The sequence below is a fragment of the Haemophilus parainfluenzae genome, from assembly GCF_900450995.1.
Taxonomy (GTDB): Bacteria; Pseudomonadota; Gammaproteobacteria; order Enterobacterales; family Pasteurellaceae; genus Haemophilus_D; species Haemophilus_D parainfluenzae_O.
Map to the genome: position 1 here is coordinate 69,025 of NZ_UGHY01000002.1, position 23,819 is coordinate 92,843.

Annotated in this window: 26 protein-coding genes and 2 pseudogenes; 11 read left to right on the forward strand and 17 right to left on the reverse strand. The window is 38.4% G+C overall.

The genetic code is table 11. The annotated features are described in order from the left end of the window. Positions 1–65: 65 nt before the first annotated feature. Together DX522_RS00395 and DX522_RS00400 are read left to right on the forward strand one after the other, a co-directional pair. Positions 66–419 (forward strand): helix-turn-helix domain-containing protein, encoded by a 354-nt coding sequence (locus DX522_RS00395; RefSeq protein ID WP_115179426.1) that lies wholly within the window; start codon positions 66–68, stop codon positions 417–419. Then, positions 407–1,225: an IS3 family transposase gene (locus tag DX522_RS00400; RefSeq protein WP_262054259.1), complete on the forward strand. Its 819-nt coding sequence runs from the start codon at positions 407–409 to the stop codon at positions 1,223–1,225. Before DX522_RS00395 ends, DX522_RS00400 begins: the two co-directional genes overlap by 13 nt. 46 nt (positions 1,226–1,271) lie before the next feature. Here DX522_RS00400 and metF read toward each other — a convergent pair whose 3' ends face one another. Next, positions 1,272–2,162 carry a methylenetetrahydrofolate reductase gene (gene metF / locus DX522_RS00405; RefSeq protein ID WP_115179428.1) on the reverse strand — a complete coding sequence of 297 codons (891 nt, stop codon included), beginning with the start codon at positions 2,160–2,162 and terminating at the stop codon, positions 1,272–1,274. 328 nt (positions 2,163–2,490) lie between these two features. Between metF and rplM the strand changes: the two genes are divergently transcribed. From rplM to DX522_RS00425, 4 genes are all read left to right on the forward strand, one after another. Beyond that, complete coding sequence (gene rplM / locus DX522_RS00410; protein ID WP_005628896.1) at positions 2,491–2,919, forward strand: 50S ribosomal protein L13; 429 nt, start codon at positions 2,491–2,493, stop codon at positions 2,917–2,919. A gap of 16 nt (positions 2,920–2,935) precedes the next feature. Beyond that, on the forward strand, positions 2,936–3,328 hold the full coding sequence (rpsI, locus tag DX522_RS00415; protein WP_005696173.1) for a 30S ribosomal protein S9: 393 nt from the start codon (positions 2,936–2,938) through the stop codon (positions 3,326–3,328). 227 nt (positions 3,329–3,555) lie between these two features. Beyond that, entirely contained in the window at positions 3,556–4,194 is a 639-nt protein-coding gene (gene sspA / locus DX522_RS00420) for a stringent starvation protein SspA (protein WP_070713053.1), read from the forward strand. Next, a complete protein-coding gene (locus DX522_RS00425; RefSeq protein ID WP_115179429.1) occupies positions 4,194–4,640 on the forward strand; it encodes a ClpXP protease specificity-enhancing factor in 447 nt (148 codons plus the stop codon). Before sspA ends, DX522_RS00425 begins: the two co-directional genes overlap by 1 nt. 53 nt (positions 4,641–4,693) lie before the next feature. Here DX522_RS00425 and DX522_RS12015 read toward each other — a convergent pair whose 3' ends face one another. From DX522_RS12015 to pheS, 7 genes are all read right to left on the reverse strand, one after another. Next, complete coding sequence (locus tag DX522_RS12015; RefSeq protein WP_115179430.1) at positions 4,694–4,801, reverse strand: IS3 family transposase; 108 nt, start codon at positions 4,799–4,801, stop codon at positions 4,694–4,696. 3 nt (positions 4,802–4,804) lie between these two features. Further along, positions 4,805–5,515, reverse strand: coding sequence for an IS3 family transposase (locus DX522_RS00435; protein ID WP_115179431.1), 711 nt, complete (start codon positions 5,513–5,515; stop codon positions 4,805–4,807). Then, on the reverse strand, positions 5,500–5,853 hold the full coding sequence (locus tag DX522_RS00440) for a helix-turn-helix domain-containing protein (protein WP_115179432.1): 354 nt from the start codon (positions 5,851–5,853) through the stop codon (positions 5,500–5,502). Before DX522_RS00440 ends, DX522_RS00435 begins: the two co-directional genes overlap by 16 nt. Before the next feature lie 83 nt (positions 5,854–5,936). Continuing rightward, the gene (locus tag DX522_RS00445; protein ID WP_115179433.1) at positions 5,937–6,422 is read right to left on the reverse strand and encodes a C40 family peptidase; all 486 of its coding nucleotides are present in this window, start codon (positions 6,420–6,422) and stop codon (positions 5,937–5,939) included. 47 nt (positions 6,423–6,469) lie between these two features. After that, complete coding sequence (locus DX522_RS00450) at positions 6,470–6,769, reverse strand: integration host factor subunit alpha (protein WP_005697518.1); 300 nt, start codon at positions 6,767–6,769, stop codon at positions 6,470–6,472. A 13-nt stretch (positions 6,770–6,782) separates the two neighbouring features. Further along, positions 6,783–9,173: a phenylalanine--tRNA ligase subunit beta gene (gene pheT / locus DX522_RS00455; protein ID WP_115179434.1), complete on the reverse strand. Its 2,391-nt coding sequence runs from the start codon at positions 9,171–9,173 to the stop codon at positions 6,783–6,785. 75 nt (positions 9,174–9,248) lie between these two features. Then, on the reverse strand, positions 9,249–10,238 hold the full coding sequence (gene pheS, locus DX522_RS00460) for a phenylalanine--tRNA ligase subunit alpha (RefSeq protein WP_115179435.1): 990 nt from the start codon (positions 10,236–10,238) through the stop codon (positions 9,249–9,251). A gap of 200 nt (positions 10,239–10,438) precedes the next feature. Between pheS and DX522_RS00465 the strand changes: the two are divergent. Further along, positions 10,439–11,304 (forward strand): annotated as a pseudogene (locus DX522_RS00465) (fructosamine kinase family protein). A 64-nt stretch (positions 11,305–11,368) separates the two neighbouring features. Here the strand turns inward: DX522_RS00465 and DX522_RS00470 are convergent. Both DX522_RS00470 and sohB read right to left on the reverse strand, forming a co-directional pair. Continuing rightward, positions 11,369–12,223, reverse strand: coding sequence for an OmpA family protein (locus DX522_RS00470; protein WP_115179436.1), 855 nt, complete (start codon positions 12,221–12,223; stop codon positions 11,369–11,371). Positions 12,224–12,402: 179 nt separating this feature from the next. Then, a pseudogene (gene sohB, locus DX522_RS00475) lies at positions 12,403–13,463 on the reverse strand (protease SohB). Positions 13,464–13,603: 140 nt separating this feature from the next. Between sohB and asnS the strand changes: the two are divergent. From asnS to DX522_RS00500, 4 genes are all read left to right on the forward strand, one after another. Then, positions 13,604–15,007, forward strand: coding sequence for an asparagine--tRNA ligase (gene asnS / locus DX522_RS00480; protein ID WP_115179437.1), 1,404 nt, complete (start codon positions 13,604–13,606; stop codon positions 15,005–15,007). A gap of 127 nt (positions 15,008–15,134) precedes the next feature. After that, complete coding sequence (can, locus tag DX522_RS00485; protein WP_115179438.1) at positions 15,135–15,827, forward strand: carbonate dehydratase; 693 nt, start codon at positions 15,135–15,137, stop codon at positions 15,825–15,827. A 202-nt stretch (positions 15,828–16,029) separates the two neighbouring features. Beyond that, positions 16,030–16,257, forward strand: coding sequence for a hypothetical protein (locus DX522_RS11565; protein ID WP_262054122.1), 228 nt, complete (start codon positions 16,030–16,032; stop codon positions 16,255–16,257). Then, complete coding sequence (locus DX522_RS00500; RefSeq protein WP_262054262.1) at positions 16,245–17,063, forward strand: IS3 family transposase; 819 nt, start codon at positions 16,245–16,247, stop codon at positions 17,061–17,063. Before DX522_RS11565 ends, DX522_RS00500 begins: the two co-directional genes overlap by 13 nt. 55 nt (positions 17,064–17,118) lie before the next feature. Here the strand turns inward: DX522_RS00500 and bioD are convergent, their stop codons facing one another. The 7 genes from bioD to ftsH all read right to left on the reverse strand — a co-directional run bounded on the left by bioD (position 17,119) and on the right by ftsH (position 23,788). Further along, a complete protein-coding gene (gene bioD, locus DX522_RS00505) occupies positions 17,119–17,853 on the reverse strand; it encodes a dethiobiotin synthase (protein WP_115179441.1) in 735 nt (244 codons plus the stop codon). Positions 17,854–17,955: 102 nt separating this feature from the next. Then, complete coding sequence (locus DX522_RS00510; protein ID WP_115179442.1) at positions 17,956–18,222, reverse strand: YcgL domain-containing protein; 267 nt, start codon at positions 18,220–18,222, stop codon at positions 17,956–17,958. 67 nt (positions 18,223–18,289) lie between these two features. After that, positions 18,290–18,727 (reverse strand): histone, encoded by a 438-nt coding sequence (locus DX522_RS00515; protein WP_115179443.1) that lies wholly within the window; start codon positions 18,725–18,727, stop codon positions 18,290–18,292. Between the two features lie 257 nt (positions 18,728–18,984). Continuing rightward, on the reverse strand, positions 18,985–19,467 hold the full coding sequence (sixA, locus tag DX522_RS00520) for a phosphohistidine phosphatase SixA (RefSeq protein ID WP_115179444.1): 483 nt from the start codon (positions 19,465–19,467) through the stop codon (positions 18,985–18,987). Positions 19,468–19,536: 69 nt separating this feature from the next. Further along, positions 19,537–20,871, reverse strand: a complete 1,335-nt coding sequence (gene glmM, locus DX522_RS00525; protein ID WP_115179445.1) for a phosphoglucosamine mutase — start codon at positions 20,869–20,871, stop codon at positions 19,537–19,539. A gap of 76 nt (positions 20,872–20,947) precedes the next feature. Beyond that, a complete protein-coding gene (gene folP, locus DX522_RS00530; protein ID WP_115179446.1) occupies positions 20,948–21,775 on the reverse strand; it encodes a dihydropteroate synthase in 828 nt (275 codons plus the stop codon). Between the two features lie 114 nt (positions 21,776–21,889). Next, positions 21,890–23,788: an ATP-dependent zinc metalloprotease FtsH gene (gene ftsH / locus DX522_RS00535; RefSeq protein ID WP_115179447.1), complete on the reverse strand. Its 1,899-nt coding sequence runs from the start codon at positions 23,786–23,788 to the stop codon at positions 21,890–21,892. Positions 23,789–23,819 lie beyond the last annotated feature (31 nt).

Genomic DNA, 23,819 nt, shown 5'->3' on the forward strand with positions numbered 1-23,819 from the left:
TAAAAATTGATCTGCACCCCAAAAGTTGGACTCAACAAACCAACAATTGAGGTGCAGATTTTTTTATGGGTAAACACTACACAATCGAATTTAAATTACAGGTTCTTCAATCTATTTTGAATGAGAAAATGAGTATTAGAGAAGCAACTCGTTTTTACAATATCTCCTCTGACACATTAGTCAGAACCTGGTTGAAACGGTTTGAAAAAAGTGGCATAAAAGGACTTATTCCCCGTAAACCATCAGGACGACCGCCAATGAAACCCAAATATGCCAGAATGCCACCGCCACCCAAAACTGAAGAAGACCGTTTACGCCTGAGAATTTTACAGCTTGAAGCGGAGGTGGCCTACCTAAAGGAGTTGAGAAGGCTCAGACTTCAGGACGAAGCCGAGCAACGGAAATTATCCAAAGGTTAAGAACACGCTATCCGTTAAAATGGCTTTTAGGCTTTGCACAGTTAGCGCGTAGTACGTTTTTTGCGAAACGTCAGATTAAACCGGATAAGGATGAGTTGTTGAAAAAGACCATTAAACGCATCAAAGCCAATCATCCTGATTATGGCTACCGACGAGTTCATGCCAGCTTGCCAGGCGTGAATCATAAAAAAGTTCAACGTTTAATGCAGGCACTTGGGCTTCAAGTGCGGTCAAGAAAAAGCAAGAAATTTACCACCTATCGAGGCACAATAGGCCATATTGCTCCGAATCGTCTTGAGCGAGATTTTAGTGCAACGGCCCCGAAACAAAAATGGGTGACCGATATCACAGAGTTTAAGGCGAAAGATGGGAGTAAAGTCTATTTATCTCCAATTTTAGACTTATTTAACAATGAGATAATCTCCTATAACCTCAGCTATTCCCCAAACTGGGCGCAAGTAGAGGACATGTTAATGCAAGCCGTCAAAGGATTAAATAAAGCTTGTGGTGTCATTTTACATTCAGACCAGGGATGGCAATATCAAATGGTAGCTTATCGTCGAATCTTGGCTGAACATGGCATCATTCAAAGTATGTCGAGAAAAGGGAATTGCTTAGATAACGCCGCAATGGAAAGTTTCTTTGGGCGATTAAAAACAGAATGTTTTTATGGTCGGGAATTTAAAACAAAAGAAGAGATAGTTGATGCTGTCAGAGATTATTTGGATTACTATAATCACCGACGGATTCAACTAAAATTAAAAGGACTGAGTCCGATACAATATCGAAAACAATCCTTTAAATAACAGTCTAACTTTTTGGGGGCAGATCAATTTTAACCGCACTTTTCTTTTATGGATTTGTTTTAGGGCGAATGCCTAATGTGTGACAAATCGCATACGTGAGTTCGCTACGATTTAATGTATAGAAGTGGAAGTCATTCACACCTTCATGAGAAAGGATTTTTACCATATCCATTGCCACACTCGCCGCGACGAGATTGCGAGTAGTAGGATCATCATCTAATCCTTCATACGCTTTAGCCAACCATGCTGGAATTTTTACATTCGTAAATGATGCCATTTTTTGCAGTTGCTTGAAATTAGTAACAGGTAGAATACCTGGAACAATTTCAGCCTCAATACCAATGGACGCACAGCGATCACGAAAGCGAAGATAACTATCAATATCAAAGAAGAATTGAGTAATGACATGATTAGCACCTGCGTCAATTTTACGTTTCAAATTGATTAAATCTGCTTGTGCTGATTTTGCTTCAGGATGAACCTCTGGGTATGCTGCAACTGAGATATCAAAATCAGCTACGGAGCGGAGTAGTTCAACTAAATCAGCCGCATAGAAAGGTTTTTTCGCATAGCCTTTTGGCTCATCACCGCGTAATGCCACAATGCGACGAATACCGCTATCCCAATAATCTTTTGCTATTTCTTTTAATTCTTCAGGTGTTGCATCAATACCTGTTAAATGTGGTGCGGCTTCTATGCCTGTTTCTGCTTTAATGGCTTTTACGATGCTATGCGTACGATCACGTTCGCCAGAGTTTGCGCCATAAGTCACGGAAACAAATTTAGGATTTAATACTTTTAAGCGATGGATAGAATCCCAAAGCATGCTTTCCATTTTTTCATTTTTAGGCGGAAAGAACTCAAAGGAGACATTAATTTTTTTGTTAATGTCGGCAAGATGTTGATTTAATGTGTTAATTTCTTTTGCGTAGCTCATAGCATACCTTTTTACGTTTTCATTAGAATGCACTTATCATAAGATAAGAACTAACATGCGTCAATTTCAATGATTTCAGCAAAATGATGAATGAAATTAATGATTATTTGTTGTGCGTTGTATTTTAAAAGAAAATCAATTTATTTGCACAAAAAGTTAGCATTTTTTCTAAAAATAGGTATAATACGCCGACCCTGTAAATGCACGGATTCCCACCGTGCATTATTTTATCGAGATCACACTCGAAGGGGTGGAGATTAAGATCAATGGTTGTGTTTCAGACAATATGGAACACTGGGTATCAAACTTATATTTTGGTAATTAATTAATGAAAACTTTTGTAGCAAAACCGGAAACAGTAAAACGTGACTGGTATGTGGTAGATGCGACAGGTAAAACTTTAGGTCGTTTAGCTACTGAATTAGCACGCCGTCTTCGTGGTAAACACAAGGCTGAGTACACTCCACACGTAGATACTGGTGATTACATCATCGTTATCAATGCAGACAAAGTGGCAGTAACTGGTCGTAAAGAAACAGATAAGCTTTACTACTGGCACACTGGCTATGTAGGTGGTATCAAACAAGCGACTTTCAAAGAAATGATCGCTCGCCGTCCTGAAGCGGTGATTGAAATTGCGGTTAAAGGTATGTTGCCAAAAGGTCCATTAGGCCGTGCAATGTTCCGTAAATTAAAAGTGTATGCGGGTGCAGAACACCAACACGCAGCACAACAACCACAAGTATTAGACATTTAATCACGAGGTTTAGGAAATGGCAGAGAATCAAAACTACGGCACTGGTCGCCGCAAAAGCTCTTCAGCTCGTGTATTTATCAAACCGGGCAGTGGTAAAATCACTATTAACCAACGTGAATTAGACGTATATTTCGGTCGCGAAACAGCTCGTATGATCGTACGTCAACCGTTAGAATTAGTGGAATTAACTGATAAATTAGACCTATACATTACTGTTAAAGGTGGTGGTATTTCTGGTCAAGCGGGTGCAATCCGTCACGGTATCACTCGTGCATTAATGGAATATGATGAGACTTTACGTCCTGCTCTTCGTGCAGCTGGCTTCGTTACTCGTGACGCACGTCGCGTTGAACGTAAAAAAGTTGGTTTACACAAAGCACGTCGTCGTCCACAATACTCTAAACGTTAATTTTTTATTATCGTTTCAAGAAAGCAGAGAGCAATCTCTGCTTTTTTATATCTGTAAAAAACAAATTATTAAAAATTGCCTCTCTTTGATTTCTTGTTTTCGTTTGTAATTATTTGATTTTAAAATAAAAATGAGAAATTATTGGCAATTTAGATCTCTGTTATGTTAAAATAGTCGCCCACTTTTAGTAGAAGTATATAGATTATTTTGGATCTTCGGAGGAATAAATGTCCAATGCATCAAGTAAACGTTCAGTAATGACTCTTTTTTCAAATAAAAATGACATTTACTGCCATCAGGTAAAAATTGTCTTAGCTGAAAAAGGTGTTGCTTACGAAAACGAAGAAGTTGATCTGCAAGCATTATCAGAAGATTTAATGGAATTAAATCCTTACGGCACATTACCAACATTGGTGGATCGTGATTTAGTATTATTCAGCTCACGCATTATTATGGAATATCTTGATGAGCGTTTTCCACATCCTCCACTTATGCCAGTTTATCCGGTTTCTCGTGCGAAAAGCCGTCTTTTAATGTTACGTATTGAACAAGATTGGTACCCAACATTAGAGATTGCTGAAAAAGGCACAGAAGTTGAACGTGAAGAAGCGTTAAAACAGTTAAAAGAAGAGTTGTTAGCGGTATCCGCTATCTTCCAACAAACCCCTTATTTTATGAGTGAAGAGTTTGGCTTAGTCGATTGCTATATTGCACCATTATTATGGAAATTACGCAATATGGGCGTGGAATTTAGCGGTACAGGAAGCAAAGCAATCAAAGGCTATATGGATCGTGTATTTAGCCGTGATTCTTTCTTACAATCAGTGGGTGAAGCTGCTCCTAAAAATTTAATGGATGATAAATAATGGCTCATATACCTTCTCCAAAACGTCCTTATTTGCTAAGAGCCTATTATGATTGGCTAGTGGATAATGATTTCACCCCATATTTAGTGGTAGATGCTAATTATTATGGTACTAATGTGCCTGTGGAATACGTGAAAGATGGGCAAATCGTCTTAAATCTTTCAGCGGGGGCGACTGGGAATTTGCAATTAACAAATGACTTTATCCAGTTTAATGCACGTTTCAAAGGTGTGGCTCGTGAGTTATATATTCCGATGGGCGCCGCTTTAGCTATTTATGCTCGTGAAAATGGTGATGGCGTGATGTTTGAGCCAGAAGAAATTTACGATGAGCTAAATCGTGAGCCAACATCCGAACAGCCATTAAGCTTTGCAGAAGCGGTAAATAAGCCAAAGACTGAAAAGAAACCACAGAAATCAGCATCTCATTTGCGAATTGTGGATTAATAAAAGAAAAACAAAATGCGGTCAATTTGATCTGACCCCAAAAAGTTAGACTGTTATTTAAAGGATTGTTTTCGATATTGTATCGGACTCAGTCCTTTTAATTTTAGTGGAATCCGTCGATGATTATAGTAATCCAAATAATCTCTGACAGCATCAACTATCTCTTATTTTGTTTTAAATTCCCGACCATAAAAACATTCTGTTTTTAATCGTCCAAAGAAACTTTCCATCGCAGCATTGTCCAAGCAATTCCCTTTTCTCGACATACTTTGAATGATGCCATGTTCAGCCAAGATTCGACGATAAGCGACCATTTGATATTGCCAGCCTTGGTCTGAATGCAAAATGACACCACAAGCCTTATTTAATCCTTTGACGGCTTGCATTAACATGTCCTCTACTTGTGCCCAGTTTGGGGAATAGCTGAGATTATATGAGACTATCTCATTGTTAAATAAGTCTAAAATTGGAGATAAATAGACTTTACTCCCATCTTTCTCCTTAAACTCTGTGATATCGGTCACCCATTTTTGTTTCGGGGCCGTTGCACTAAAATCGCGTTCAAGATGATTCGGTGCAATCACCCCTATCGTGCCTCGATAGGTCGTCAATTTCTTGCTTTTTCTTGACTGCACTTGAAGCCCAAGTGTCTGCATTAAACGTTGAACTTTTTTATGATTCACGCCTGGCAAGCTGGCATGAACGCGTCGATAGCCATAATCAGGATGATTGGCTTTGATGCGTTGAATGACCTTTTTCAGCGGCTCATCCTTATCCAGTTTAATCTGAAGTTTAGCAAAAAACGTACTACGCGCTAACTGTGCAAAGCCTAAAAGCCATTTTAACGGATAGCGTGTTCTTAACCTTTGGATAATTTCTGTTGCTCTGCTTCGTCCTGAAGTCTGAGCCTTCTCAACTCCTTTAGGTAGGCCACCTCCGCTTCAAGCTGTAAAATTCTCAAACGTAAACGGTCTTCTTCAGTTTTGGGTGGCGGTGGCATTTTTGCATATTTGGGTTTCATCGGCGGTCGTCCTGATGGTTTACGGGGAATCAGTCCTTTTATGCCACTTTTTTCAAACCGTTTCAACCATGTCCTGACTAGGGCGTTGGAAGGAATATTGTAAAAACGCGCGGCTTCTCTAATACTCATTTTCCCATTCAAAATAGGTTGAAGAACCTGTAATTTAAATTCGATTGCGTAGTGTTTACCCATAAAAAAATCTGCACCTCAATTGTTGGTTTGTTGAGTCCAACTTTTGGGGGCAGATCAAAATTAACCGCACTTTTTTCTTTTCACTATACTCGTCTAACTTGCCAAAAAGCTTTTTTCCAATAAGGGCTGTTCATCGAAGAGTAAATCACGCCACCTTTGGTTGATGCATGTAAAAACTTATCTTCTTTCACATAAATCCCCACATGATAGCCATTTGGTCCTCGTCCCGTTTTAAAGAAAATTAAATCGCCAGTTTGGATATCTTCTTTACGAACAAGTTTTCCGTAACCCGCTTGATCTTTCGTAGTTCGAGGAAGATTGATATTAAAACGATCAATAAAGGTCTTTTGCACAAAACCAGAACAATCTATACCACCTCGAGATTGCCCGCCTAAAACATATGGAGTACCCGCCCATTCATATTGTTGTTCACTTAACATAGCAATGGCCATAATAGGATCACCAATCTGACCTTTATAGTTCATTGCATAATCTTCACGAACACCACTTGAACAAGCAAAAAGTAAAAAACTTCCTGCGACTAAAAAAGCACATTTAATCTTATTCATGTTCAATCCTGACAAAAGTGCGGTCAAAAACGACCGCACTTTTCTTACTATTGTTTTGGCTTGGTGTTTTCCACACGAGCACGTAATTTTTGCCCTGGCTTAAATGCCACTACACGGCGAGCAGAAACAGGAATGCTTTCACCTGTTTTCGGATTACGCCCTGGACGGGAAGCTTTATTACGAAGTTCAAAATTACCAAAACCTGATAATTTCACTTCGCCACCAGATTCTAACGATAAACGAATTTCCTCAAAAAAGTCTTCCACTAATGCTTTAGCTTCAGCTTTTTGTAATTGATACTTATCTAATAAGTATTCAGTAATATCAATTTTTGTAATCGTTGCCATGTTAGTCTCCTGTTTAATCTCTAAGCTCCGCATTAAAGCGTTGTTTAACTTCGTTTAATACAGCTGAGATTACCGCATTAATCTCATCATCTTCAAGCGTTTTTTCATTATCTTGAATAGTTAAACTGATTGCTAAGCTCTTATGTCCGCTAGCAACGCCAATGCCTTGATATACGTCGAATAAATTGACTTGTGTTAATTTTTCTCCGCCGGCTTGCTTACATGCTTCGATAATATCGCCTGCTGGCACATTATCGGCAACAACTAAAGCTAAGTCACGACGGTTTGCTGGGAATTTTGAAATCTCTTTGGCTTGCACCACTCGACGATTTGCAATGGCCTCCCATAAAATTTCAAAAACAATTGCTTTGCCATTTAATCCTAGTTTTTGAGCGATAAGTGGATGAATAGTTCCAATAAAACCAATTTCTTTTCCATCTAATTCAATTGAAGCTGATTGTCCTGGGTGCAGTGCACTGTGTGCTTTTGCCACAAATTTAACACGGCTACCCACTTCGGTGAGAGAAAGAATGCTTTCTAAATCACCTTTAAGATCAAAGAAATCTACATTTTCTGCTTTACCCGTCCAGCATTCTGATTTTGCTGTACCAGTAATCACACCTGCAAGAACAAATTCTTGGCGCACACCAAATTCTGCATTGGCATCAGGAACAAAGCGTAAACCTGTTTCAAATAAACGCACGCGGTTTTGTTGACGATTTTGGTTGTATAGTACTGCACCGAGTAATCCACTTAACAATGATACGCGCATTGCTGACATTTCAACTGAAATTGGATTTGGTAATACAAGTGCATCAATTTCTGGATGAAGTAATATCTGTACTTTTGGATCAACGAAGCTATAAGTAATTGCCTCTTGATAATCTGCATCCACGAGTGCGGTCTTAATTCGACTTAATTCTAAATCAGCTTCTTTATGCTCACGCATACGAAGATGTGCTAATGGTGCATTATTTGGAATGCTGTTATAACCATAAATACGGGCTACTTCTTCAATTAAATCTTCTTCGATTTCAATATCAAAACGCCAGCTTGCAGAAGTCACAGTCCAAACATCATTCGCATATTTCACGGCAAAGCCTAAACGCTCAAAAATCTCGGTCACGGTTTCAGTTTCGATATGATGACCTAATAAGCTATCTAATTTTTCACGACGTAAAGTCACTTCATTGACTTTTGGTAAATATTGCTCGCTCACGACTTCACAAATTTCACCTGCTTCACCACCGCAGATGTCAAGTAACAATGCTGTTGCACGCTCCATTGCGTGACGTTGTAGCGTAAAATCAACACCACGTTCAAAGCGATGTGAAGAATCTGTGTGTAAACCATATTGTCTTGCACGTCCCGCAATCGCTAATGGTGCAAAGAATGCCGATTCTAAAATCACATCTTTTGTTGTTTCAGCATCAACACCGCTTGCTTGGCCACCAAAGATACCCGCCATTGCTAGTGGACCAGTTTGATCTGCAATCACTAAAGTATTCGGTTGTAATTTTGCCGTTGTGCCATCTAATAAAACAAGTTCTTCGCCATTATTGGCTAAACGTACTTGAACAGGTTGAGCCACTTTTGATGCATCAAAAGCATGCATTGGTTGACCTAATTCAAGTAAAACATAGTTGGTAATGTCCACAATAGGATCGATAGAACGAATACCACAACGACGTAGTTTTTCTTGTAACCAAATTGGTGACTGCGCTTTAACATTCACATTTTTCACCACGCGCAATAAATAACGCGGGCATGCTTCAGGCGCGCTTAATTCAATTTGAACTTTATCTGAAATCGTTGCAGGTACGGCATCAAAGTGCGGTTGATTAACAACTTGTTTATTAACTACGCCAACTTCACGCGCAATACCTGCAATACTTAAACAATCTGCACGGTTTGGTGTTAAACTAATTTCAATGGCTTTATCATCTAAATCTAAGTATTCACGTAGATTTGTGCCTACTGGTGCATCTAACGGTAGCTCAATAATACCATCTGCATCCACATCAATGCCTAATTCAGAAAATGAGCAAAGCATCCCTTCTGAAGGTTGACCGCGTAATTTAGTTTTCTTAATTTTAAAATCACCAGGTAATACAGCGCCTTCAGTTGCACATGCTACTTTTAAACCTTGACGGCAATTTGGTGCACCACAAACGATATCTAATAAGCGCTCGCCACCAACATTTACTTTAGTGACACGTAATTTGTCTGCATCTGGGTGTTGTGCACATTCAACAACTTCACCCACAACAACACCTGTAAAGTCGCCAGCTACTTTTTCAACACTATCAACTTCTAAACCAAGCATAGTGATTTGATCACATAACTGCTCTGTTGAAATTGATGGATTAACCCATTCTCTCACCCAATTTTCGCTAAATTTCATTATCTCTGTATCCTTTATTGATGAACGTGTTACGTTCTAAATTAATCATTATCGTCAATTTAACCAAGTGGTTAATTACTTAAATTGTTTTAAAAAACGTAAGTCGTTTTCAAAGAATGAGCGTAAATCTGTGACGTTGTAGCGTAACATGGTTAAACGCTCAACCCCCATGCCGACAGCGAAGCCAGAATATTCATTTGGATCAATACCTACGTTACGTAACACATTAGGATGCACCATACCACAACCTAATACTTCTAACCATTTACCATTTTTGCCCATTACATCAACTTCAGCAGAGGGCTCAGTAAATGGGAAATAGGATGGACGGAAACGAACTTGTAAATCTTCTTCAAAAAATGCACGTAAGAAATCGTGTAATAAGCCTTTTAACTCGGTGAAATTTGCTTTTTTATCTACATAAAGCAATTCAATTTGATGGAACATTGGTGTATGTGTTTGATCGTAGTCATTACGATACACACGACCTGGCGCCATAATACGAATAGGCGGCTGCATTTTTTCCATGGTACGAATTTGCACACCAGAGGTTTGTGTACGAAGTAATAATTCAGGATTAAACCAGAATGTATCGTGATCAGCACGTGCGGGGTGATGTTTAGGGATATTTAATGCATCGAAATTGTAATAATCACTTTCAATTTCGAGACCGGTTTCCACAGAAAAACCTAGCTCTGAAAAGAATTTTGTTACGCGATTGATGGTAATGGTCACAGGGTGTAAACCACCAGTTTCTGTTTTACTACCAGGAAGACTCACATCAATACGTTCTTTTTCTAATTTCGCATTGAGTTCAGCTTGCTCCCATTCTGCTTTTTTAGCATTTAAAAAATCTAATGCCGCTTGTTTTGCCTCATTGATTTTAGCGCCCATTGCTGGACGCTCTTCTGCAGCAACATTACGCAACTCTTGCATAAGTTGGGTGAAATGCCCTTTTTTACCAAAATATTCCACACGAATTTCATCTAATGTGGCTAAACTTCTATTTTCGATTTGTTCAATCGCCGATTTTGCTTTCTCAACAAGATCTTTCAGATGTTGCATAGTTTCCCCTGATTATCTTTTCTAACTAAAAATACGCTTAATGATAATACTAACTCATTAAAAAATCACGCGTTTATTGGTGAATTGATGTTTCAGATGAAAAATGACAAAAATTTTTGCTATTTTTTGAGATATGTCACAGTAATTTTTAACATTTTGGATAGAATGAAGAAGAGTCGACCATGTCTAGGAGGCGTATTATGTGGAAATCAATTTCTCAAGTCTTAGCTGATCAATTTGGTGCTTACTATAACATCAAAGAAAAAAACAAAGTTCCTGGTGGCGAAGTGAATGAAACTTGGCTTATTACGGATGGAATCCAACCTGTCTTTGTTAAAGTGAATGAACGGTCTTATCGTTCAATGTTTCGTGCTGAGGCTGATCAATTAAACCTACTAGACAAAACCAATACAATCCGACTTCCGCAAGTGTATGGCGTAGGCTGTTCTCAAAACCATAGTTTCTTATTATTGGAGGCGCTTCCTATTAGTCAACAAACCAATGCAACGCCACATTATTTTGCTGAAGAATTAGCTAAACTCCATCAAGTATCTGGCACTAAAAACTATGGATTAGATTTTGATACTTGGCTTGGACCTGAGTATCAACCGAATAAATGGAATGGAAGTTGGGCAAAATTTTTTGCAGAACAACGTATTGGATGGCAATTACAACTTTGCAAAGATAAAGGTTTAGACTTTGGCAACATTGATTTAATTATTGAAAAGGTAAAACACAAACTTTCAAAACATAATCCTAAACCTTCTTTGTTACATGGTAACTTATGGATTGAGAATACGGCTATCGTAGGTAATCAAACCTTTACTTATGATCCTGCTTGCTACTGGGGGATAGAGAATGTGATTTAGCATTCAGTGAGCTTTTCCAACCGTTCTCAGCTGAATTCTATGAAATTTATGACCGCACTTTACCTCTTGATAAAGACGGCTTTGAAGAAAGAAAACACCTTTATCAGCTCTATTATCTACTAAATTTCAGTCATCGTTTTAATGGGAGTTATATCAACTTAACCACTAAATTGATTGAAGAACTTCTACTTGAATAATTTCTTAAACATCAGATAAAAAAGAGCGTAATTTTCATTACGCTCTTTCTATCTTCTCTATCTATTATTTTTGATAAAGAGGTGCTGGACCTTGAGTACCACCGTTAGATTGACCACCTTCTTGTAATTTTAATACAGAACCAGAAGCAGTGATCTCAACGCGGCGATTAGGGTGTAAACAATCTTTTAATGCTTTTCCATGTGGAATACCATCACAAGCTTTCACTTGAGGGTTTTTACCGTAGCCAACAGCGGTAATTTGAGTATTCACACCATCTTCAATTAAACGTGCTTTAACACGATCAGCACGACGTTGTGAAAGATTTAAGTTATAAGCATCAGAACCTAAACGGTCTGTGTAACCCGCAACTTTAACATCTTTAGCACCAGTAGATTTTAATTGAGATGCTACGCTATCAACAACTTGTTTACCTTGTGCAGTTAAAGTGTCTTTGTTGAAGTCAAATAAGAAGTCACCACTTAAATTGAATGCTGAATTACCGTTACAGCCGTTTGGATACCAGAAAAAGCTTTGCGCGTTATGGTTTTTGTCAAACAACACTTTGTATTGACAAATTTTATGTTCGCCATTTTCACGGTAATTGAACACGTAATCCCATTCAGATACACCATATAGGCCTTCAGTGAAGTGTGGATCACCGATTAATTGACGAATCTGATCTTTGTTCATACCATTTTCAATCATACGAACATTATCCCAATTTGGCCAAGTACCGAATTGGCTACCATCATGGTTGAATTTTGCTGAGTCAATTTTAGGCCATACTAATTGAGGTACTTGTTGACCATTTACATCTTTATACTCTGGAGTACCTGCGTCAGTAACTTTGCTTAAGTTGCCACAAGCAGCAGCAGTTGCGATAGCAACAGTTGATAATAAAATACGAGATAATTTCATTGGCTTTACCTTTTATTTGTTAGAAACCCTAGAAAGGGCATAACTAAACTTTATGAATAAAATATAACAAAACTGTTAAAGTTTCGGATGCATATATTAATGGCAAAAAATCGTCTTGTAAATAATAAAATCAGTAAATTAGCCCTCTTTTTTGTAAAGGAATGTAAAGATATCTATTTTTAATGTATAAAATCATTTGCTCGCTTTATAGCATAACGATGAACAATATTTACCGCACTTTCTTCAGCTTGACGACCTAATTTTTTTATCAAGGATTTTTTCAAGCGATACTTCACACTTACTACATGTTTTTCTTTGATTTTTTCCAAAATTAAATCATCACTGGTTGAAATTTCATCGACTAATTTCAAGTCGATTGCTTGTTGACCAAACCAATGTTCCCCAGTAGCAATTTTATCAATATCTATACAAGGGCGATTTTGTGAGACGAATTGTTTAAATAATTGATGTGTTTCTTCCAACTCTTGTTGAAATTTTTGTTTGCCTTTTTCGGTATTCTCACCTAATACAGTTACTGTGCGTTTAAACTCACCAGCTGTCATCACATCTACATCAACATCATATTTTTTCAATAAACGGTGAACGTTTGGAATTTGTGCTACGACGCCGATAGAACCAATAACAGCAAAAGGCGCAGATACAATTTTATCTGCTACACAAGCCATCATATAACCGCCACTTGCTGCAACCTTATCTACAGCGATGGTTAATTTTATGCCTTTTGGTTTCAAACGAGACAACTGAGAGGCTGCAAACCCATAATCATGAACAATACCCCCGGGCTTTCTAAACGTAATAATACTTCGTCTTCTGGTGTTGCTACATTTAAGATTGCTGAAATTTCTTCTCGAAGTGCGGTCGTTTCTGACGCTGAAATATCACCATGAAAATCTAAAACATACACACAGCTTTTCTTTTCGTCACCTAAGGTTTCACCTTTTTTTAATTTCTCTTTACGTTTTTTTGCCTTTTGTTTTTCTGCTTTTTTCTCTGCTTTTTCTGCTTGTTTAAGTTCTTCTTTTGAAAGCGGGAAATCGCGTAAATGCTTTACTGTGTCCTTAAATTCTTTTGAAAGATCTGTCACAACCAACTCACCATGATATGTTGCATTACGCTGTTTTGCCGAAATAATCATTGCTACAATAGCAACAATCACAAGTAAAATCGTTAAAATCTCCAAAATAAAAATGCCATAGCCGGTCAAAATATCAGACCACATAGTTTTCTCCTAAAATAAAGTGAAGGCATTATTTTACTGTGCAAGCCTGATTTACACTAACTTTTTATGGAAAATTTTGCGATTTAAGGTAAACTAACGCAGTTTTATTGCCTAATTTATAATGAATTACAGAGGTTTATATGTCTAAAGTTGCATCCATTGTTGATGTGTTACAAGGTAAAGTCGCTATTGGCGAAAAAGTTACTGTGCGCGGCTGGGTTCGTACCCGTCGAGATTCTAAAGCTGGCCTTTCTTTCCTCGCTGTTTATGACGGCTCTTGCTTTGATCCTATTCAAGTCATCATCAATAACGATATTGAAAATTATGAAAGTGAAGTATTACGCTTAACAACGGGTTGCTCTGTGATCGTAACAGGTACCATTGTTGAGTCGCCTGCTGAGGGGCAAGCTGTTGAACTTCAAGCTGAAAAAGTAGAAGTGACAGGGTTTGTAGAAGATCCTGATACTTATCCAATGGCAGCAAAACGTCACTCAATTGAATACTTACGTGAAGTGGCTCACTTACGTCCACGTACCAATATTATCGGTGCCGTAGCGCGTGTTCGTCACTGCTTAGCACAAGCTATTCATCGTTTCTTCCATGAACAAGGTTTCTATTGGGTGGCTACCCCATTAATTACTGCATCAGATACTGAAGGTGCGGGTGAAATGTTCCGTGTTTCAACACTTGATTTAGAAAACCTTCCCCGTGGCGAAGATGGTAAAGTTGATTTCAGCCAAGACTTCTTCGGAAAAGAATCATTTTTAACGGTTTCAGGCCAATTAAATGGCGAGACTTATGCTTGTGCATTAAGCAAAATCTATACTTTTGGCCCAACATTCCGTGCTGAAAACTCAAATACAACTCGTCACCTTGCTGAATTCTGGATGGTTGAACCTGAAGTTGCGTTTGCAACGCTTGCTGACAATGCTAAATTAGCAGAAGACATGTTGAAATACGTGTTCCGTGCGGTGCTTGCTGAGCGTAGAGATGACTTAAAATTCTTTGAAAAACATGTAGATAAAGATGTTATTACTCGTTTAGAAAACTTTGTAAACTCTGATTTTGCTCAGATCGACTATACCGATGCGATCGACGTTTTATTAAAATCAGATAAGAAATTCGAATTCCCTGTTTCTTGGGGTATCGATTTATCTTCTGAACATGAACGTTTCTTAGCAGAAGAATATTTCAAATCACCGGTTGTAGTGAAAAACTATCCAAAAGATATCAAAGCCTTTTATATGCGTTTAAATGACGATGGTAAAACTGTGGCAGCAATGGATGTTCTCGCACCAGGAATTGGTGAAATCATCGGTGGTTCCCAACGTGAAGAACGTTTAGAGGTATTAGATAAACGTATGGAAGAAATGGGCTTAAATCCTGAAGATTACTGGTGGTATCGCGATCTTCGTAAATTTGGTACTGTACCACATTCAGGTTTCGGTCTTGGCTTTGAACGCTTAATCGTTTATGTAACCGGCGTACAAAATATTCGCGATGTGATTCCATTCCCTCGTGCACCAAGAAATGCAAATTTCTAAAAATATTGGTTAAATTGACCGCACTTTCTTTAAAGTGCGGTCATCATTTTAGGAGATAATTTTATCCCCTATTTCATTTATTGTGCTTAAAACAAGCTTTCAGCACATCGTATTGAGGAAAGTAAAAATGGACAAAATTAAACAACTCTTTGCTAATAACTACAGTTGGGCGCAAAGAATGAAGGAAGAAAATTCCACTTATTTTAAAGAACTTGCCGATCACCAAACACCTCATTACCTCTGGATTGGCTGCTCAGATAGCCGTGTTCCAGCTGAAAAATTAACAAATCTTGAACCAGGTGAGTTATTTGTACATCGTAATGTAGCCAATCAAGTTATTCATACAGATTTTAACTGCCTTTCAGTTGTGCAATATGCCGTTGATGTACTCAAAATTGAACATATTATTATTTGCGGCCACACCAATTGTGGTGGTATCAAAGCAGCGATGCAAGATCACGATCTAGGGCTAATCAATAACTGGTTGCTCCATATTCGTGATATTTGGTTTAAACATGGTCATCTATTAGGCAATCTTTCAGCAGAAAAACGCTCAGATATGCTCACTAAATTAAATGTTGCAGAGCAAGTTTATAACCTAGGACGTACATCTATCGTAAAAAGTGCTTGGGAACGCGGACAAAAACTCTCCCTGCATGGTTGGGTGTATGACGTAAATGATGGATTCTTAGTGGATCAAGGTGTTATTGCAACCAGTCGAGAAACCCTTGAAATCTCTTACCGTAATGCAATTGCTCGCCTATCTAGTCTCGCGGAAGAAGATATTCTGAAAAAAGAGCCTCCAGAAAACGAAGAATAAAAAAAAGTGCAGTTAAACTGATCTGCACCCCAAAAGTTGGACTCAACAAACCAACAATTGAGGTGCAGATTTTTTTATGGGTAAACATTACACAATCGAATTTTAATTACAGGCTCTTCAACCTATTTTGAATGAGAAAATGAGTATTAGAGAAGCTGCTCGTTTTTACAATATTCCTTCCAACGCCCTAGTCGGGACATAGTTGAAACGGTTTGAAAAAAGTGGCATAAAAGGACTTATTCCCCGTAAACCATCAGGACGACCGCCAATGAAACCTAAATACGCCAGAATGCCTCCTCCACCCAAAACAGAAGAAGGCCGTTTACGCCTGAGAATTTTACAGCTTGAAGCGGAGGTAGCCTACCTAAAGGAGTTGAGAAGGCTCAGACTTCAGGACGAAGCCGAGCAACGGAAATTATCCAAAGGTTAAGAACACGCTATCCATTAAAATGGCTTTTAGGCTTTTCACAGTTAGCGCGTAGTACGTTTTTTGCTAAACTTCAGATTAAACCGGATAAGGATGAGCAGCTGAAAAAGGCCATTAAACGCATCAAAGCCAATCATCCTGATTATGGCTACCGACGTGTTCATGCCAGCTTGCCAGGCGTGAATCATAAAAAAGTTCAACGTTTAATGCAGACACTTGGGCTTCAAGTGCGGTCAAGAAAAAGCAAGAAATTTACGACCTATCGAGGCACGATAGGGGTGATTGCCCCAAATCATATTGAACGCGATTTTAGTGCAACGGCCCCTAAACAAAAATGGGTGACTGATATCACAGAGTTTAAGGCGAAAGATGGGAGTAAAGTCTATTTATCTCCAATTTTAGACTTATTTAACAATGAGATAGTCTCCTATAACCTCAGCTATTCCCCAAACTGGGCGCAAGTAGAGGACATGTTAATGCAAGCCGTCAAAGGATTAAATAAAGCTTGTGGTGTCATTTTACATTCAGACCAGGGATGGCAATATCAAATGGTAGCTTATCGTCGAATCTTGGCTGAACATGGCATCATTCAAAGTATGTCGAGAAAAGGGAATTGCTTGGACAACGCTGCGATGGAAAGTTTCTTTGGGCGATTAAAAACGGAATGTTTTTATGGTCGGGAATTTAACAGTAGAGAAGAGATAGTTGATGCTGTCATAAATTATTTGGATTACTATAATCATCGACGGATTCAACTAAAATTAAAAGGACTGAGTCCGATACAATATCGAAAACAATCCTTTAAATAACAGTCTAACTTTTTGGGGTCAGATCATTTTAACCGCACTTTTTATTCTAAACTTACTATTTAACTAATTCTGTCTGCATATACATTAAACGATCGATATTCGTTAAATAATGTCCTAACTCTTGGGATTCTGGTTTATGGATATAAGGAATTTTCCCTAACAATGGTGCATCAATCTGAGCTTCTAAAATCTCTATAACTTCCTTGTAGTGGCCCAAGCAAGGATTAATTCGATTAGCAATCCAACCCAGTAAAGGCATACCAAGTTGTTTAATTACTTGAGCGGTAAGTAGTGCATGGTTGATGCAGCCTTCTTTAATACCAACAACCAATACAATGGGCATTTTATGCTCAACAACCCAATCAGCAAAGCTTTTACCTTCCACCATGGGGGTGAGTAAGCCAAATGAGCCTTCTACTACAACGGATTGATATTTTTTCACTAATGTCGTTAAAGCCTGATCAATCTTGCTTAATTTAATGCGTGATTTATCGCAAATCAGCATCGGCATAGGATGTGCAAAAGTATAACTATTTACTTCCTGATAGGATACTGGCTCATTTGTTGCATCCATTAAAGCCAACACATCTGAATTATTTTCAGCATCATAATCTGTTTCAGATTCATCGGCTTGATTTTCTATAGGATAGATACCTGCTTCACAGTTACAAGCAATCGGCTTATAACCCACAATTCGTACGCCCTTTGCTTGTAATGCCTGAATAATGGCACGACAGGCGGTGGTCTTACCCACGTCAGTATCTGTACCTGCCACAAAGAAACTACTCATTTTTATTCTCCTATCAAAAGTGCGGTCAATTCTAAAGGAGTTTTTTGAAGAAAATATTGAGATAAAGCAAGATTTGGAGATTTTTAGGAAAAAATAAAAGGCTTATTTGATCTCACTCAAACTATTAAACAAGCCATCATCTTGTTTTGGCATTTGGAGATAAAATCCTTGCTGAGTAATTTTTTCCATTATCTCATTTTTATCTGCATGGACAAGCGGTTTACTTCCCTTCAAATTGAAAGGCATAAGAAACTGCGGCTTACCAAAACTCTGCATTAATATATCCGGTACAGCTGAAAAATCATCTCGTTTCGAAATATAGAGGTAACAGCCTGGCTTACGTAAACTTTTATAAATTGCACATAACATTTTATTGCTCCAAAAGAAAAAACCTACCAAATAATCTCTGATAGGTTTTCATTTTACAAAAGTTTAATTATTTAGTCACAGCATCTTTCACTTCAGCTGCTTTATCTGCTGCCGCATCTTTTGCTTCAGAAGCGGCATTTTTCACTTCTTCCACTTTAGAAGACATTGCTTCTTTTGCTTCAGCCATTTTGTTTGCTGCTGCATCTTTAACTTCTTCAACTTTAGCTACTGCTGCATCTTTTGCTTCCGCAACTTTTTCTACTGCAGCTTCTTTTGCAGAATTCATTGCATCAGTTGCAGCATTTTTAACATCAGTTGCAGCATCTTTTACTGCATCTTTCACATCGTTAGCTGCTGAAGCTGCAGCATCTTTAACTTGTGTTGCAGCGTTTGCTGTAGCATCTTTTGCTGCTTCAACTTTTTGAGCTGTTTCTTGTTTATCAAAACAACCGGTTACAGCTAAAGATGCACCCAATACTAATGCGGCTAATACTGATTTTTTCATTGTTACTCTCCATTTTATGTTTATGGTTAAGAATTAATCCAAAGCCATTTGCTTTGTGCAACTTAGTCTACGCAAAAAAACTCAAAAGAAAACACCTGCAAAAAAAATTTACATTTCTAAAGACATAACTTTTTGAGATTTTCTTAAAAAATAACTCATAACCAAATGATTTTAAATAAGTTAGATAAAAGTTCCGCAGAAAAATTTTATTTTTTGTAAAGATAGAAAAAATATTTTTGTATTTTTTTTAATCAATTTTAACCATTTTCTTTGGGGTAATGGAAAGCTTCAATGGTGCCTTTTTCACCATTCCAGTCAATTTGAACAATCGTTGAAGGGTAAAAACTGATTGGATTTCGCTTGCCATAAAGCTCCGAAATAATACTACCCACTAAAGGTAAATGAGAAACGAGCAAAACACTTTTAATTCCTTCTTCTTGCAAGACAGATAGATAATCTGCCACCATTGTAGCATTACCATAAGGTGTAACCCCACTCCAAATTTCGACATCATTAAGTGTGTTATCTAAGGTTGAATTCACAAGCTCAAACGTTTCTTGTGCTCGTACATAAGGGCTGACAATCACTTTCTGAACTGAAAGTGCGGTTGAATTTAGATGATTTTTAAGCCATTGACCTTGTGATATTGACTGTTTACGCCCATAGTTATTTAAATGCCGCATCTCGTCAGATGAAGCAATAACTTCCGCTTCTCCGTGACGCATAACAAAAATTTTCATATATTGGCTTTCCTAAAAATAATAAAAGATAAATTTTATAGATCAAAATGGGGGCAAGCCCCCACTTTATTAATTTGCTTTAACTGCTTCTGCAATTTCTTCTGCACATTGTTTTGCAAGTACACCGTCTTCACATTCAACCATGACGCGAATAAGAGGCTCAGTACCAGACTTACGTAATAAAATTCGACCTTTGCCTTCTAAACGTTTTTCCACATCTGTAGCTACTGCTTTTACCGCTTCACTTTCTAGTGGGTTATCACCACCAGTAAAACGAACATTAATGAGTACTTGAGGGAATAATTTCACCGCACTTGCAAGCTCATTTAAAGATAAACGATGTTGAACCATTGCGCTTAATACAGCTAGTGATGCAATAATACCATCACCTGTCGTATTTTTATCCGCGATAATAATATGGCCAGAGTTTTCTCCACCTAACGTCCAGTTATGTTCTACCATTTTTTCTAACACATAACGGTCGCCAACGTTAGCACGCACAAAAGGTACACCTAACATTTTTAAAGCAATCTCTAAGCTCATATTACTCATTAATGTGCCCACTACACCACCTTTTAATTGGCCTGAACGTAAAGCTTCACGAGCAATAATGAAAAGGATTTGGTCTCCATCCACTTTATTACCTAAGTGATCCACCATCATAATACGGTCACCATCACCATCGTAAGCAAGACCGACATCCGCTTTAGTTTCAAGCACTTTTTCCTGTAATGCTTTTACGTCGGTTGCACCGCATTTTTCGTTGATATTGATTCCATTTGGATCTGTACCAATTTCAATCACTTCCGCACCCAACTCACGTAATACATTTGGTGCAATGTGATAGGTTGCACCATTTGCACAATCCACTACGATTTTATAACCATCTAAACCAAGGTGAGCAGGGAAAGTACTTTTACAAAATTCAATATAACGTCCTGCGGCATCACTGATACGGCTTGCTTTACCTAAATCAGCTGACTCCACGCAATCCATTGGCTGATCAAGCATGGCTTCAATTGCTTCTTCAATATCATCTGGTAATTTTGTGCCTTGTGAAGAGAAGAATTTAATCCCGTTATCATAGTAAGGGTTATGAGATGCCGAAATGACAATACCCGCTTCTAAACGGAAAGTACGAGTTAAATAAGCCACGGCAGGTGTTGGCATTGGACCGGTAAATGCGGCAGTTAACCCCGCTGCAGCCAAACCTGCTTCAAGTGCAGATTCCAGCATATAACCTGAAATACGAGTATCTTTCCCGATTAACACAGTGCGAGAACCTTGAGAGGCTAAAACCTTACCTGCTGCCCAACCTAATTTCAATGCGAAATCAGGTGTGATTGGATATGTCCCTACTTTTCCACGTACACCATCAGTGCCAAAATATTTACGATTTGCCATGTTTATTCCTTATAAATTTGAATAATTGATATTGTAGAAACCATTTATTCTACAACATATAAAATCTGTTACTTTCTTACGCCTGTTGAGTTGCTCGCCATACTTTTAAGGCATCAGCTGTTGCAGCCACATCATGCACACGTAAAATAGTCGCACCATTTTGTGCAGCAATTAATGCGCCAGCTACACTTCCCACAACACGTTCAGTTACGGGTTTATCTAATACGGCACCAATCATCGATTTACGTGAAAGGCCTGCTAAAATGGGATAACCACTTTTACAAAACTGAGCTAACTGCTGTAAAAGTTTATAATTATGCTGCACGGTCTTACCAAAACCAAACCCCATATCCCAAATGATATTTTCTTTAGCGATTCCCGCATCTAAACAAGCTTGAGTCCGAGTTTCTAAAAACTGATAAACATCTTGGACTACATCATCATAATGCGGATTAGTCTGCATTGTGCGCGGCTGTCCTTGCATGTGCATAATACAAGTTGGTAAATTCAACTGTCCTGCTATTTCGAGTGCGCCAGGTTCACGTAAAGCTCGAATATCATTGATTAAATCCATGCCGACCTTAGCTGCTTCTTGCATCACAATTGCTTTAGAGGTATCCACTGAAATCCAACAATCAAAACGTTTTTGTACCGCTTCAACCAAAGGTATCACCCGTTGCAATTCTTCAGCTTCAGACACTTCTTCTGCCATTGATCGAGTTGACTCTCCGCCAATATCAATAATTGTTGCACCTTCTTTCAGCATTTTTTCAACTTGAAATAATGCTTTGTCTAGACTGAAAAACTGCCCGCTATCAGAAAACGAATCAGGTGTGAAATTCAAAATTCCCATAATTTGAGGGAATGATAAATCTAGACATTTGTTGTTAGCATAAAGTTTCATAAAGTGCGGTCAATTTTTAAATCAAATTTGAAAGGTTAGATTATAACGGAATATAGTAATGAAAAGAATCAAATAATAAATAAAAAAGCCTTCCCAATTAGGAAGGCTTTATTTTTATGCTTCAGGATCTTCTGAATGATTAACCGCATTTTCAGTTTTCTCTTCTTGCGGTTTTGCTGTTGATTTCGTGTCTTTGTTATCTTCCCAACCTGATGGTGGAGTAACAGGTTCACGATTCATTAGCTGCTTGATTTGTTCTTCTTCAATGGTTTCATATTTCACTAACGCATCTTTCATAGCGTGAAGAATATCCATATTGTCGATCAAAATCTGTCTTGCTCTCGCATAGTTACGATTCACAATCGCACGAACTTCTTCATCAATTGCATGTGCTGTTTCGTCAGACATATGTTTTGCTTTCGCCATTGAGCGACCTAAGAACACTTCGCCTTCATCTTCAGTGTAAAGAATCGGACCAAGTTTATCTGAGAAGCCCCATTGAGTCACCATATTACGTGCAATATTGGTTGCCACTTTAATATCGTTAGATGCACCGGTAGAAATATTTTCTTCACCGTAAATCAAATCTTCTGCTAAGCGTCCCGCATAAAGTGTTGAAAGTTTACTTTCTAATTGTTTTTGGCTGATACTAATTTGATCGCCTTCAGGTAAGAAGAAAGTTACACCTAATGCTCGGCCACGAGGGATAATCGTGACTTTATGTACCGGATCATGTTCAGGCACTAAGTAACCCACAATGGCATGACCCGCTTCATGGTACGCTGTCGATTCTTTTTGTTTATCCGTCATGATCATGGTGCGACGTTCAGGTCCCATATTGATCTTATCTTTGGCTTTTTCAAACTCAAGCATCGATACAGTACGTTTATTGCTACGCGCAGCAAATAGTGCAGCTTCATTCACTAAGTTCGCTAAATCTGCACCTGAATAACCAGGTGTACCACGAGCAAGTGTCATTGCATCTACATCATCAGCCACAGGCACTTTACGCATGTGAACTTTTAAAATTTGCTCACGACCTTTCACATCCGGTAAACCCACAACGACTTGACGGTCAAAACGACCTGGACGCGTTAATGCAGGATCAAGTACATCTGGACGGTTAGTTGCAGCAATAACGATTACGCCTTCGTTACCACCGAAACCATCCATTTCAACTAGCATTTGGTTAAGGGTTTGTTCACGCTCATCGTGTCCACCACCTAAGCCAGCACCACGTTGACGACCTACCGCATCAATTTCATCAATAAAGATTAAGCATGGTGCATTTTTCTTCGCTTGCTCGAACATATCACGTACACGAGAAGCACCAACACCCACAAACATCTCTACAAAGTCAGAACCTGAAATGGTAAAGAAAGGCACTTTTGCTTCACCCGCAATAGCTTTCGCTAATAAGGTTTTACCTGTACCTGGAGGACCTACCATCAAAATCCCTTTTGGAATTTTCCCCCCAAGGTTTTGGAATTTTTTCGGTTCACGCAAGAAGTCAACTATTTCAGCCACTTCTTCTTTTGCTTCATCACAACCTGCAACATCTGCAAAAGTCACCTTAATTTGATCTTGGGTCAGCATTTTAGCGCGGCTTTTACCGAAGCTCATAGCTTTCCCGCCACCGCCTTGCATTTGACGCATGAAGAAAATCCATACCCCTACAAGGAATAACATTGGGAACCACGAAATTAAAATTTGTGATAATAAACTGCGTTTTTCAAAAGGCGTACCTTCGATTTTAACTTTTTTATTTAATAAGTCATCTAAGAGCTTTTTGTCTTCCAACGGTGGCATCACGGTCATATATTTAGAACCGTCATTTTTGGTCACAGTGATTTCATTCGCATCAAAGCGCGCTTCCTTCACTTGACTGTTACTCACATCATACACAAAGGTTGTGTAATCTGTTGAATCACTCACGCCATTGGAATTAAAACTTTGGTAAGCTGTCATCATGACAATTGCTACCACAACCCATAGAACTAGATTTTTGACCATATCGTTCAAGGTTTAACCTGCCTTTCTTAAG

Excerpts from the sequence above, each read along its gene's own strand:
- DX522_RS00395 (WP_115179426.1), top strand. The coding sequence starts at position 66 with ATGGGTAAACACTACACAATCGAATTTAAATTACAGGTTCTTCAATCT.
- metF (WP_115179428.1), bottom strand. The coding sequence starts at position 2,162 with ATGAGCTACGCAAAAGAAATTAACACATTAAATCAACATCTTGCCGAC.
- rplM (WP_005628896.1), top strand. The coding sequence starts at position 2,491 with ATGAAAACTTTTGTAGCAAAACCGGAAACAGTAAAACGTGACTGGTAT.
- rpsI (WP_005696173.1), top strand. The coding sequence starts at position 2,936 with ATGGCAGAGAATCAAAACTACGGCACTGGTCGCCGCAAAAGCTCTTCA.
- sspA (WP_070713053.1), top strand. The coding sequence starts at position 3,556 with ATGTCCAATGCATCAAGTAAACGTTCAGTAATGACTCTTTTTTCAAAT.
- DX522_RS00425 (WP_115179429.1), top strand. The coding sequence starts at position 4,194 with ATGGCTCATATACCTTCTCCAAAACGTCCTTATTTGCTAAGAGCCTAT.
- DX522_RS00440 (WP_115179432.1), bottom strand. The coding sequence starts at position 5,853 with ATGGGTAAACACTACGCAATCGAATTTAAATTACAGGTTCTTCAACCT.
- DX522_RS00445 (WP_115179433.1), bottom strand. The coding sequence starts at position 6,422 with ATGAATAAGATTAAATGTGCTTTTTTAGTCGCAGGAAGTTTTTTACTT.
- DX522_RS00450 (WP_005697518.1), bottom strand. The coding sequence starts at position 6,769 with ATGGCAACGATTACAAAAATTGATATTACTGAATACTTATTAGATAAG.
- pheT (WP_115179434.1), bottom strand. The coding sequence starts at position 9,173 with ATGAAATTTAGCGAAAATTGGGTGAGAGAATGGGTTAATCCATCAATT.
- pheS (WP_115179435.1), bottom strand. The coding sequence starts at position 10,238 with ATGCAACATCTGAAAGATCTTGTTGAGAAAGCAAAATCGGCGATTGAA.
- DX522_RS00470 (WP_115179436.1), bottom strand. The coding sequence starts at position 12,223 with ATGAAATTATCTCGTATTTTATTATCAACTGTTGCTATCGCAACTGCT.
- asnS (WP_115179437.1), top strand. The coding sequence starts at position 13,604 with ATGTCTAAAGTTGCATCCATTGTTGATGTGTTACAAGGTAAAGTCGCT.
- can (WP_115179438.1), top strand. The coding sequence starts at position 15,135 with ATGGACAAAATTAAACAACTCTTTGCTAATAACTACAGTTGGGCGCAA.
- bioD (WP_115179441.1), bottom strand. The coding sequence starts at position 17,853 with ATGAGTAGTTTCTTTGTGGCAGGTACAGATACTGACGTGGGTAAGACC.
- DX522_RS00510 (WP_115179442.1), bottom strand. The coding sequence starts at position 18,222 with ATGTTATGTGCAATTTATAAAAGTTTACGTAAGCCAGGCTGTTACCTC.
- DX522_RS00515 (WP_115179443.1), bottom strand. The coding sequence starts at position 18,727 with ATGAAAAAATCAGTATTAGCCGCATTAGTATTGGGTGCATCTTTAGCT.
- sixA (WP_115179444.1), bottom strand. The coding sequence starts at position 19,467 with ATGAAAATTTTTGTTATGCGTCACGGAGAAGCGGAAGTTATTGCTTCA.
- glmM (WP_115179445.1), bottom strand. The coding sequence starts at position 20,871 with ATGGCAAATCGTAAATATTTTGGCACTGATGGTGTACGTGGAAAAGTA.
- folP (WP_115179446.1), bottom strand. The coding sequence starts at position 21,775 with ATGAAACTTTATGCTAACAACAAATGTCTAGATTTATCATTCCCTCAA.
- ftsH (WP_115179447.1), bottom strand. The coding sequence starts at position 23,788 with ATGGTCAAAAATCTAGTTCTATGGGTTGTGGTAGCAATTGTCATGATG.